This window comes from Lacicoccus qingdaonensis (genome assembly GCF_900101075.1).
Taxonomy (GTDB): Bacteria; Bacillota; Bacilli; order Staphylococcales; family Salinicoccaceae; genus Lacicoccus; species Lacicoccus qingdaonensis.
Window position 1 is genome coordinate 32,590 of sequence record NZ_FNFY01000020.1, and the last position, 11,995, is coordinate 44,584.

An 11,995-nucleotide genomic window follows, 5' to 3' on the forward strand; every position below is an offset into this window, starting at 1 on the left:
AAATTGTAAAAATATTCAGATGAAAGAGGTGCCAGAAATGTCTTTATATCAAAATATTGACCAGTATGGACTATATGATTCCAAAAATGAACGCGATGCCTGCGGCATTGGTTTTTATGCAAATATGGATAATTTAAGGACTCATGATATTGTACTGAAATCTTTGGAAATGTTGACCAGACTTGATCACCGCGGTGGTATCGGTGCTGATGGAATGACAGGAGACGGTGCAGGTATCATGACGGAGATTCCTCACGATCTGCTAAAAGAAGAGTACTCCGAGCTTCCTGAGTTCAGCCGTTATTCCGTTGGAATGTACATGCTGGAATCCGGAGCATCTCTTGATGAATTTAAAATGATTGTTGAAGAAACGATCAATACTGAAAATGAAGAACTGATTGCATTCAGAAAGGTTCCGGTGGATGAAAGTGCGATTGCCGAGCATGTCAAACAGACCATGCCGTATTTTATCCAGGTCATTACAAAATGTCATGATCCCCTGGATCTTTATTATTTGAGAAAAATGATTGAACAAAATCTGAATGCAGATATGGTGGAGCATTATGTTTCGTCATTCTCAAATGAAACTATAGTGTATAAAGGATGGCTTAGGGCTGAACAGATTAAAGATTTTTATATTGATCTCAATAACCCGGACTATATTTCCAAATTCGGTATGGTCCATTCAAGGTTCAGTACAAATACTTTTCCCAGCTGGGCGCGGGCGCATCCAAACAGATTATTGATGCATAACGGGGAGATCAATACGATTAAAGGTAATGCTTCCTGGATGCAGGCACGTACGAATCAATGGCTGAAGGATGTCTACGGGAAAAAAGGTGAGAAAATTTCTGAAATCATTGACGGTGACGGCAGTGATTCTGCGATGGTCGATAATGTCCTTGAATTCATGAGTCTTGTGATGCCTCCTGAAGAAGCTGCAATGATCATGATACCTGAACCGTGGAAATATCAGGATTATAATAATGCTGCTGTGAAAGATTTTTATGAATTTTACAGTTATATCATGGAACCATGGGATGGACCCACAATGATCAGTTTTTGCGATAACCACAAGATTGGTGCACTGACTGACAGGAATGGATTAAGACCGGGAAGGTATTATGTCACTGATAAAAATGAAATCATCTATTCATCGGAAGTCGGCGTGGTAGATGTTGATGAAGATGAAGTAATTTATAAAGGACAGCTGAGTCCGGGTAAATTGCTGCTGGTCGACTTCGAAACATCGAGAATTATAGAAAATGACGAATTGAAAAATGGCATATCATCTAAAAGACCATATGGAAAATGGCTGGACAGGACTTCTGAAGAGCCTTCCAAGTTCAAGAGACATCCATTGGATAAAGTCCAGCTTCAGTCAATTCTGGTCAGATTCGGCTATACAAAAGAAGATATCGAAAAATATATGAAGCCGCTGTCTTCAGAAGTGAAAGACCCTATTGGTGCAATGGGATTTGATATGCCGCTGGCATTCTTGTCTGACGACACAAAATCTTTGTTCGATTATTTCAAGCAGCACTTTGCCCAGGTGACGAACCCGCCGCTCGACTCATACAGAGAAAAGATTGTAACGAGTGAAATCACTTATCTGGGCGGTGAGGGGCATCTTTTGAAACCGGATAAAAACGTAACGGACAGAATTCAGCTGGAAGGACCGGTTATTGACAACGGTGTGTATGAGAGAGATGATGTCAAAGCTCTTGGAATTAAGAAAATTGACATCACATACAACGGAAGTCTTGAAAAGTCACTTGACAATCTGATTGAAGAAGCTGTTCTGGTTGCGGACAAATATGGTGTCATACTATTGACTGATGAAGCTGTACTGGAAGATGAGAGTGTCTATGTCATGCCGCCGCTGCTGGTGACAAGTGCTGTGCATCAGGCGCTCATAAAAGCGGATAAAAGAATTTCAACAAGCATCATCATTAAATCCGCAGAAGTCCGTGAAGTCCATCATGTTGCAGCATTAATCGGCTTCGGTGCCAATGCTGTAGATCCTTATATCGCACAGGAGACTTTGCTCCAGTACTCTGCCGGTGATCCCGGAACTGTCAAACAGTTCAATAAAGGCCTGACAGCAGGACTCATCAAAGTGATGGCTAAAATGGGAATTTCAACAGTGCAGAGCTATCATGGTGCGCAAATTTTCGAAGCGGTGGGGTTGTCAAAAAAATTGATGGCGAAATATTTCGGCAGTGCTGTATCGAAAATTGGCGGCTTATCCATAGAAGACATCGATAGGAATATTAAAGAGCAGCAGGATAAGAATTTGGAGTATCTGGAATCAGGAAGTAAATTCCAGTGGAGGCAGCAGGGGGACCACCACGTTATAAATCCGACTTCAATCAGGATGTTAAGGGAAGCATGTATGACTAATGACAGAGAAAAATATAATGAGTACAAAAATTACATGAATGATAACCATCATTCCAGTATCAGACATTTACTGAAATTTAAAACCGGGAAACCGATACCTCTGGAAATGGTTGAACCTGCAAAAGATATAGTTAAGAGATTTAAATCGGGAGCGATGAGCTACGGTTCACTTTCAGAGGAAGCGCACCAGACACTGGCAGAAGCAATGAACAGAATCGGAGGAAAAAGTAACAGCGGCGAGGGAGGGGAGAATCCTGAACGCGCCACATTAAATACAGATGGCAGTAATTACAACAGTGCTATCAAACAAGTTGCATCCGGACGTTTTGGTGTTAACAGCGAATACCTGAACAGTGCTGAGGAGATACAGATTAAAGTTGCCCAGGGCGCAAAACCCGGTGAAGGCGGTCAGCTGCCCGGTGAAAAAGTATATCCATGGATAGCTGAAACTAGAAACTCAACACCCGGTGTTGGACTTATTTCGCCACCGCCGCATCATGATATATACAGTATCGAAGATTTGGCACAGCTCATTCATGACCTGAAAAATGCCAATAAAAATGCGGATATATCAGTAAAACTTGTAGCTAAGGATGGTGTGGGCACCATTGCTGCCGGGGTGGCAAAAGCCTACGCGGATAAAATAGTCATCAGCGGTTATGACGGCGGTACAGGTGCTTCACCAATGACAAGTATTCAACATACCGGCCTCCCCTGGGAACTGGGTCTGACTGAAGCGCACCAGACACTGATATTGAACGGGCTTCGTTCAAGAGTGACTATAGAAACAGACGGTAAATTGATGACCGGCCGTGATGTTGCCATGGCTGCAGCGCTCGGTGCCGAAGAATATGCATTCGCAACTGCACCTCTCGTTGTTTTGGGCTGCATCATGATGAGGGTCTGCCATAAAGATACGTGTCCGGTCGGCATCGCAACCCAAAATGGAGATTTGAGAAAGCTGTTCAGCGGTAAGGCAGATCATGTCGTCAACTTTATGAATTTTATTGCTGAAGATATCAGAGAAATACTGAGTGAGCTGGGATTAAAATCGATGGATGAACTGGTGGGTGCCGTCAATCACCTTGAAGTGGATGAAGCGGCAGTGAGCCGTCACCGTATGAGCGATCTCGATTTAGAGCCGATCCTTACTATGGTCGAAGGTGACAGGTTTAAAAGCGAGAAGCAGAAACATCCGTTTGAACATTCTCTTGATGAAACTGAGGTTATACCTGATTTCACCGATGCATTAGAAAAAAGTGTGAAAAAGGAAGCGGCGTATAAAGTAACGAACAGACACAGAGATATAGGAACAAGGTTCGGCAGTATGATTACCGATAGATTCGGCATGAAACAGCTGGCGCATGATTATTATAAACTGAACACCTACGGTCATGGCGGTCAGAGCTATGGTGCCTTTATCCCTCAGGGAATGACCCTGCATCATACAGGAGACTTGAATGATTACGTCGGTAAGGGACTATCCGGCGGACGCATCATCGTACAAGCTCCAAATATCAGACGCAGTCATGAAATAATCACAGGAAATGTCTGCCTGTATGGTGCAATTTCCGGTCAGGTATTTATTAACGGGACTGCCGGTGAACGCTTTGGTGTCAGGAACAGCGGTGCAAATGTCGTTGTCGAAGGTCTCGGTGATCACGGCCTTGAATATATGACCGGCGGACGGGTAGTGATACTTGGAGATATCGGTAAAAATTTTGCTGCAGGAATGAGTGGGGGTATTGCTTATATAATCAATGAGCGTTCACTCATGGAAAATAAACTGAATATGAATACTGAAGCTATAGAAACAGGCTATGTGGAAGATTCTGAAGAAATCGAAAAAGTGAAGGAATTATTATATGCACAAAAATTCTTTACCGGCAGCAGGAAAGCTGAAAAAGCGGTTGATCTTCTTGAAAATGGGAGACTTCAAATCATTAAAGTGATACCTGTCGAATATAAGGAGATGCAGCAAAAAATCCAACACGGTCTTCGTTCCGACCAGTCGAGGCAGGATGCTGAACTGAATGCATTTTATGGAACAGGTGATGCAGATGCAAAAGAACTTGAAAGTATGAATATTCATTAAGAAAGGAGTTCCGTCATATGGGAGAATTCAAAGGTTTTTTAAAATATGAACGTAGAAACCAGAAAGAAGAAAGTTTAGAGGACAGAATTCAAAATTATGATGCTTATCAGCATAGATTCTGTAATGATGATGCGAGTGAGCAGGGCGCCAGATGTATGGATTGCGGAACACCATTCTGTCAGACAGGTTCGAGTGCAGGGAAAGAAACAATCGGATGTCCTATAGGCAATTATATTCCTGAATGGAATGACCTGGTTTATAAAGGGGATTTCAAGGAAGCGTTCCACCGATTATCAGAAACCAATAATTTTCCTGAATTTACAGGTACGGTATGTCCTGCCCCATGTGAGTCTTCCTGTGTACTTTCAATCAACGGAGATCCTGTAGCCATCAAAGGTATCGAACGTACAATCATCGATGAAGCTTATAAAGAAGGATGGGTACAGCCAAAAGTACCGAAACATCGTCTAAAAACAAGGATTGCTATTATAGGCAGCGGGCCGGCTGGTCTCACTGCAGCTGATGAATTGAATACGTGGGGGCACAGAGTCGATGTTTACGAACGTGATATCAAACCGGGCGGATTATTAAGGTATGGCATACCAAATATGAAACTCGATAAAAAGCTGGTGGAAACCCGTATACAATTGATGGAAGATGCAGGCATCAATTTCATATGTGGTATCGATGTAGGAAAGGACATAACCGCGGAAGAGCTGACTGAAGAATATGATGCTGTCATCATAGCATCAGGTGCAAGAAAACAGCGTGATTTGAAACTTGAAGGCCGTCAGAGCCGCGATATAAGATTTGCAATGGATTATTTGACGGAGCAGACAAAAATTCAGTTAAACGAGAAAGAATCATCTGAAATCACAGCAAAAGATAAGCATGTTGTTGTCATCGGCGGAGGAGATACGGGTGCAGACTGTGTGGCAATGGCGCTTCGTGAAGGCTGTAAATCCGTTTTCCAACTCAATAAATATGATCGTCTGCCTGATGAAATTGAAGGGAATCCAGCATGGCCGCTTGAGAAAAAGACTTTCAAGCTGGACTATTCCCATGCAGAGTATCAACAGAAATTTGGTGTGGAGCCGAGAGCGTACAGTGTTCAGACGATGGCTTATGATGTAGATTTCATCGGTGATTTGAAAGGGGTTAAAACCCAGGTTTTGAGTCAAAAGAGCCTGACTAATATGACAATGGAAGATCAGGAAAGATATTTCAAAGCAGATCTGGTGCTTCTTTCAATCGGTTTTGAAGGCGTTGAAAGTGAACTTCCCAAAGCATTTAATATCAGGATGGAAAACAATAAGATTCATGCAGATGATGAAACTTACAGAACAAATCAGGAAAAAGTGTTTGCTGCCGGGGATGCAAGGCGCGGCCAGAGTCTGGTCGTGTGGGCAATCAAAGAAGGCCGTGAAGCGGCAAAAGAAGTGCACAAATTTGCCGTCGGCAACATGTATCACAAAAGTTCTTAAACTGCATTACATTGCAGTAATCTAATTTTGATATTGATGATATATCATTAATGTATTGATTGTATAGGATGGTATTGTCTAAGATGGACTTATAGAAAGATTTAGAAAAACTCAGATGAAGCACTGTTTTGAATGATTGAAATAGTTTTATGGTGCCGCAGCACCTGCCGGCTGATATTGGGGAATGTCAGCCGGAAGGGGCACTGTAAAGGGAGAAATGATACTGTATTAATGATTTAGGGATCAGTGATTTAATTTGAATGGACGGCATCAGTACGTTATGACTTTGATCTGGATTGATTCTTTTAAAAAAGCTCCATAGTACTTCCTAATAAAATAGATGAAAAACCCTGAGTAATGATACTCAGGGTTTTTCATGTGGCTTTTTAAATATCCATCGTTTCATCCTGGATATTGATTTTGTTTTTCTTGGAATGGAATCTGAAGAAACTGTCAGCCAGACGATTGATGCGTTCCAATGAGTTCGCATATTCATATAATGAAGAAAGTATCTCCATGATGCTTGTGTATTGAATACGTTCTTCTTCCGTTTCAGCTTCATTATAATGTCTGATGAAATCATCCATCAGGGAAGTTTCGTACAGATCTTCGTGTATACTTTCATTAGTGACATTCGGTTTTATTTTCTCTGTGAACTTCATAAAAATCTGCTCGTGGAAGCCCATTAAATATTCGAGCTCAAAACGGATTCTGTTTTGAAATTCTTCATCCAAATGATTGTAGTTGTTTTCAAAACGGTTGAATTTACGAAGCAGTTCGAATGCCCGCCTCGTGGATGAAATCAAATGTTTGAATAATATTTTCCTTCTGGAATCTGCAAAACGTTCTCTTCTGAACAGTGAGCGCTCCTCCCGGAACCATAAGTACATGGTTTCCAGTCTGACAACACGTTCTCTGATTGACTCGATATCTTTCTTGACTATTTGATACTCACTCATGTTGCTCAGTTCCAAACGTATATATTTGAAGATATCGGTCGTGATATTAAAACAGTTGTGATACATTTTCGTTTCATATTTCGGCGGGATAAACACCAGATTTATCAAGAGTGATGACAATACCCCGATCATGACGAGTGAAAATCTTATACCCGCTGCCTCAAGGAAATCGATTGTCGTTGCTCCAGCCTCACTGATCTGAGGCGCATCCATAATCGCAATCATTGTGACGACGGCAAGTGTTGAAACACTCTGCAGGTTGAAAAACAGCAGTGTCGCAAGAACGAGAATGACAGTCAGACCAATAACGATGACATTATTACCGAATAATAAAACCATTATAATCGCGGCAACTGCGCCCAATGTGTTGCCCTGGAATTGTTCCCATGTCCTTACCGCTGAGCGGTGGACGTTCGGCTGCAGTGCAAATACTGCTGCGATGCCTGCGATAAGGCTTGGCTGGAGCCCCAAGAGATGTGTGATGAATAATGTGAGTACAACGGTTAATCCTGTTTTAAATACTCGTGCGCCAAAACGCATGGCACCATCTCCTAAAAGTCATATTTAAATACATCCTCTACAATTTGTAACGTCTCTTCAATGTCTTCATCCGTATGTGCTGTGGTGAGGAACCATGCTTCGTATTTTGATGGTGCGATGTTGATGCCGCGGCTGATCAGTCCTCTGAAAAACTTCGCGAACGATTCGCCGTCAGTGTTTTCTGCCGCCTGATAATTTGTCACTTTTTCCGTTGTGAAGAAAATGGTCAGTGCGCCGGACAGGCGGGAAGTGTTTGCAGGAATCTCATATTTATCTATCAGATCATCAAAGCCGTCCTGCAGTTTTTTGCCCAGCCGGTCGAGTTCGGAGTAGACGCCCGGCTTTTCCAATATTTCAAGGCATGCGATGCCTGCCGCCATTGATAAGGGGTTGCCGGCCATAGTACCTGCCTGATAGGCCGGGCCGAGCGGTGCAACGCTTTCCATGATGTCCTGTCTGCCGCCGTATGCACCAATCGGCGTACCGCCGCCGATAATTTTACCCAAGGCAGTGAGGTCAGGGTAGACTTTCAGCAAATCCTGGGCGCCGCCATACATGAACCTGAATGCGGTGATCACTTCATCATAGATGACGAGTGAACCATTATCATGGGCGACCTGATTGATCTCTTCCAGAAAACCTTCAAATGGTTCGACGATGCCGAAGTTGCCGACAATTGGCTCGACCATTACAGCAGCGACTTCATCTCCGAAGTGTGCGATTGCTTCCTTAAGTGAGTCGATATCATTGAAAGGTACTGTTATCATGTCCTGTGCGACACCTTTCGGGACACCTGCCGAATCCGGGGAACCCAGTTGTGCAGGGCCACTGCCTGCTGCGACCAGGACCAGATCTGAATGTCCGTGGTAACAGCCTTCAAATTTTATGATCTTATTCCGTCCGGTATACGCTCTTGCTACACGGATCGTCGTCATGACCGCCTCTGTTCCGGAATTGACGAAACGGATTTTCTCCAGGGAGGGCATGGCCGCCTGGATTTTATTGGCAAAATCAATTTCCAATTTTGTCGGTGTACCGTACAGTATGCCGCGCCCGCTCTGTTCCACGATCGCTTCATGGATGCGCGGGTGTGCGTGTCCAGTAATGATCGGCCCGTACGCACTCAGGTAATCAATGTATCTGTTTCCGTCAACATCATAAAAATATGCGCCTTCTGCACGATCCATCACTACCGGGGCACCGCCGCCGACAGCTTTATATGAGCGTGAAGGGGAGTTGACACCACCAAGTATGATATCGTCAGCGGACTCTTGCAGTGCTTCTGAATTCTTGTGTGTAAACATTGTATTTCATCCTCTAAATTATCAATTTGTTCATTAGATATAATAACACAAACGATGTATGCTTTTAAGTAAATTGGAAGTTCTTGTCGGATTATAATTAGTTTTGTATCATTAATATTAACTATAATATATGGAGGCATAGATTGTTATGAATAAGTTCCCGGATTTTAAGCTTGAAAACCAGAATGGTGATACAGTTTCCAATGAAGATTTTAAAGGTGTCACGGTCATTTATTTTTATCCTAAAGATAATACACCGGGCTGTACAACCCAGGCATGTGATATGAGAGATGCAATGGATGATTTGAAAGATCTGGATGTCACAGTGTATGGCGTGAGCGGAGATTCAAAAAAGAAACATCAGAATTTCATAGCAAAACATGATTTGAATTTCGATCTGCTGGTTGATGAAGACTTTGAACTGGCGAAGGAACTGGATGTGTACAGACTGAAGAAGGCGTTCGGTAAAGAATCCATGGGGATCGTCCGTACGACATTTGTTGTGGATGAAAACAGCAATATTCTCAAGCGCATGGATAATGTAAAGGCAAAGGCGCATGCAGAAGATTTAAAAGCATTTTTACAAGAGGTATAGAGCGATGAAAAATATAGTTTCTACCATTAGACTGCCGGATAAAATGATCGCCGGTATAAAAGAGGTTTTACCTCAGGCGAATTATGAGCATGTACGTTCAAGGGAAATGACTGCTAAAGAACGGGAGCGGGCTGAGATTTTTGTGACATACGGCACGGATATGACAGAAGAGCATGTGCCGGAGTTTAAAAACCTTAAATGGATCATGGTGATGAGTGCGGGACTGGAGATGATGCCGCTCGATAAACTGGAAGACGTACTGATTACAAACGCAACCGGCATTCATAAAATTCAGATGACAGAGTACACAATCGGTCTGATTCTCTCTCATTATAAGGATTTCAATCTGCTTCATGAAGACCAGAAGGCGAAACACTGGCGGAAAAATGCATTCACCACTGAACTGTACGGGAAGACGACACACATCCTCGGTACGGGCAGCATAGGCAGCCACCTGGCTAAAGTGCTCCAGGCTTTCGGTGTAAATACAGTGGGTTACAATACAAACGGCAGGGAAGTTGAAGGGTTCAATGAGACCTATCCGCTTGATGAACTGATGAATCATATCGGCAGGGCAGATATACTGGTCAACATCCTTCCGAGTACGGAAGCGACTGTCGGTCTTCTTACCGATGGTCATTTTGACGAGATGAAGGACGACAGTATATTTGTCAATATCGGCCGCGGTGATATTGCAGCCGATGAAGTGCTTCTGAATGCACTGGAGCAGAAGAAGATCGGCCAGCTCATACTTGATGTATTCAATGATGAGCCGCTTACCGGGGAAAGTCCGTTCTATAAGTATGATAATGTGACGATCACCCCGCATGCTTCATCCAAGACGAGCGGATACATTGAACGTGCGTTTGATATATTTGAACACAATTTAAAGCATATCGATGACTACAGCAAGATGGAAAATGTGATCGACAGTAAAAAGGGTTATTAACATTATAAGAAGTCTTGATTGACAAACAATTTTGGAATTCAGTACAATGATACTAATACCAGTAGTTTAGTTAAAGAAAGTGGGTATCATTATGAAGATGATAGATGCGGATAAAATTTATGATGAATCTATTGATGCGCTTAAAGAAACAGGCGTCAGAATTACGCCTCAACGTAAAGCGGTATTGAATTTCATGATTCAGTCGGATGAGCACCCAACTGCTGATGATATTTTTAAAGCTTTATCAAGTGAATATCCTAACATGAGTGTAGCAACTGTTTATAATAATTTAAAATTATTTAAAGAAACAGGGCTGGTAAAGGAGCTGACTTACGGAGATGCTTCCAGCCGCTTTGATTTTGTAACGGATACACATTACCATATCATCTGCAGCGAATGCGGAAAAATCACTGACTTCCATTATCCGGGCTTAAATGAAGTTGAACAATTGGCAGGCGCTGTCACAGACTATGATGTCAGCCACCACCGGTTGGAAATTTACGGACTGTGTCCGGAATGCAGATAGTATAATAAGGCAAGAAAAAAAGAAGACCAGTGATCTAGATCACTGGTCTTCTTTTTGTTTCTTCTCAGCTACAAATTTATCTCTTCTATGTTGGACATTATAGTCAAGATTGAATTCTTCGCCTTCCAATTCTTTATCTATAGTCAGAGGTTCCTTACAGAAGTAGCAGTAGTCAACTCTGCCTAAAATTCTGGTGGGACGTTCGCAGTTCGGGCATTCAACGGTGATCACTCTGGCACTGATGATGCCGACCCAGAAGTAAATGATCACAGAAAGAACCATAGGTATGAAGCCTAGTAGAATGAACAGGCCGAACAGCCAGGTGATCTCTCTGAAAAATACTCCGAGATACATTATGATGAGCCCGGCGAACACCATTGCGAGGGCGTAGCCTCTGATACGTTTGATCTTATTGGTTTTTCTCTCCATTATTTCACCTCAAAAATTATTATATACATAATAACATATATATGATAATCTAATAATTACATTCTTAACAAGTTAATGACACGTTAAGAAATTTACAGGAATTTAATATTTCTTATTGACGGAAATTTAAAACCCTGATATTATATAAAAGTCGCTAATTTGAGCGAACGCAAACAAGCTTACTCAGTCGAAAAATAGTTTTTCAAAACTGTTGACGAAAATTAGAAAGCTTGGTATGATATAAAAGTCGCTGTTTTCAGAGCGAACTTGAATCGAAGCCTGCAACAAACGCCAGCCAAAAGAAACAATCGCAAGTGTAAAATTGTCACTTGATTTTATAAAACGGCTCAAGTATAGTTGTAAGAGTGATTTAAAAATGAAACAAAACGAGAACATTGAAAACTGAATGACAATATGTCAACGTTTAATTCCGATAAACGTTCCTATTATATGGGAACGAGAAGTTGAGGCGAACAACACAACACGCAACCAAGATACTGTCAGCAGTATCGACCGAGCTCAGAAGAGCTTTCCATTTATGGAGAGTTTGATCCTGGCTCAGGATGAACGCTGGCGGCGTGCCTAATACATGCAAGTCGAGCGCGAGATTGGGGAGCTTGCTCCCCATGATCGAGCGGCGGACGGGTGAGTAACACGTAGGCAACCTACCCATCAGACTGGGATAACCGCGGGAAACCGTGGCTAATACCG

General features: G+C 42.5%; 8 protein-coding genes and 1 rRNA gene. 6 read left to right on the top strand and 3 right to left on the bottom strand.

All coding sequences use genetic code 11. From position 1 onward, the window contains the following. Positions 1-37 precede the first annotated feature (37 nt). Together gltB and BLR15_RS10495 are read left to right on the top strand one after the other, a co-directional pair. A complete protein-coding gene (gene gltB / locus BLR15_RS10490; RefSeq protein ID WP_092987283.1) occupies positions 38-4,498 on the top strand; it encodes a glutamate synthase large subunit in 4,461 nt (1,486 codons plus the stop codon). Between the two features lie 17 nt (positions 4,499-4,515). Continuing rightward, entirely contained in the window at positions 4,516-5,982 is a 1,467-nt protein-coding gene (locus tag BLR15_RS10495) for a glutamate synthase subunit beta (protein WP_092987284.1), read from the top strand. Between the two features lie 386 nt (positions 5,983-6,368). Here BLR15_RS10495 and BLR15_RS10500 read toward each other — a convergent pair whose 3' ends face one another. Together BLR15_RS10500 and BLR15_RS10505 are read right to left on the bottom strand one after the other, a co-directional pair. Continuing rightward, the gene (locus tag BLR15_RS10500; protein ID WP_092987285.1) at positions 6,369-7,481 is read right to left on the bottom strand and encodes an FUSC family protein; all 1,113 of its coding nucleotides are present in this window, start codon (positions 7,479-7,481) and stop codon (positions 6,369-6,371) included. A gap of 11 nt (positions 7,482-7,492) precedes the next feature. After that, the gene (locus tag BLR15_RS10505) at positions 7,493-8,785 is read right to left on the bottom strand and encodes a glutamate-1-semialdehyde 2,1-aminomutase (RefSeq protein ID WP_092987286.1); all 1,293 of its coding nucleotides are present in this window, start codon (positions 8,783-8,785) and stop codon (positions 7,493-7,495) included. A gap of 148 nt (positions 8,786-8,933) precedes the next feature. Here BLR15_RS10505 and bcp point away from each other — a divergent pair, with 148 nt between their 5' ends. The 3 genes from bcp (at position 8,934) to perR (ending at position 10,855) form a co-directional block, all read left to right on the top strand. Continuing rightward, positions 8,934-9,380 carry a thioredoxin-dependent thiol peroxidase gene (gene bcp, locus BLR15_RS10510; protein ID WP_092987287.1) on the top strand — a complete coding sequence of 149 codons (447 nt, stop codon included), beginning with the start codon at positions 8,934-8,936 and terminating at the stop codon, positions 9,378-9,380. 4 nt (positions 9,381-9,384) lie between these two features. Continuing rightward, positions 9,385-10,329: a D-2-hydroxyacid dehydrogenase gene (locus BLR15_RS10515; RefSeq protein WP_092987288.1), complete on the top strand. Its 945-nt coding sequence runs from the start codon at positions 9,385-9,387 to the stop codon at positions 10,327-10,329. Positions 10,330-10,420: 91 nt separating this feature from the next. Continuing rightward, positions 10,421-10,855: a peroxide-responsive transcriptional repressor PerR gene (gene perR, locus BLR15_RS10520; protein ID WP_092987292.1), complete on the top strand. Its 435-nt coding sequence runs from the start codon at positions 10,421-10,423 to the stop codon at positions 10,853-10,855. 39 nt (positions 10,856-10,894) lie between these two features. Here the strand turns inward: perR and BLR15_RS10525 are convergent, their stop codons facing one another. Further along, entirely contained in the window at positions 10,895-11,284 is a 390-nt protein-coding gene (locus BLR15_RS10525; protein ID WP_092987293.1) for a DUF2614 family zinc ribbon-containing protein, read from the bottom strand. Between the two features lie 535 nt (positions 11,285-11,819). Between BLR15_RS10525 and BLR15_RS10530 the strand changes: the two genes are divergently transcribed. After that, positions 11,820-11,995: ribosomal RNA gene (locus BLR15_RS10530) — 16S ribosomal RNA — on the top strand; the annotation flags it as partial.

Bases quoted from the DNA above. Each gene is read 5' to 3' on its own strand.
- BLR15_RS10500 (WP_092987285.1), bottom strand. From the start codon at position 7,481: ATGCGTTTTGGCGCACGAGTATTTAAAACAGGATTAACCGTTGTACTC.
- BLR15_RS10525 (WP_092987293.1), bottom strand. From the start codon at position 11,284: ATGGAGAGAAAAACCAATAAGATCAAACGTATCAGAGGCTACGCCCTC.
- BLR15_RS10505 (WP_092987286.1), bottom strand. From the start codon at position 8,785: ATGTTTACACACAAGAATTCAGAAGCACTGCAAGAGTCCGCTGACGAT.
- perR (WP_092987292.1), top strand. From the start codon at position 10,421: ATGAAGATGATAGATGCGGATAAAATTTATGATGAATCTATTGATGCG.
- bcp (WP_092987287.1), top strand. From the start codon at position 8,934: ATGAATAAGTTCCCGGATTTTAAGCTTGAAAACCAGAATGGTGATACA.
- gltB (WP_092987283.1), top strand. From the start codon at position 38: ATGTCTTTATATCAAAATATTGACCAGTATGGACTATATGATTCCAAA.
- BLR15_RS10515 (WP_092987288.1), top strand. From the start codon at position 9,385: ATGAAAAATATAGTTTCTACCATTAGACTGCCGGATAAAATGATCGCC.
- BLR15_RS10495 (WP_092987284.1), top strand. From the start codon at position 4,516: ATGGGAGAATTCAAAGGTTTTTTAAAATATGAACGTAGAAACCAGAAA.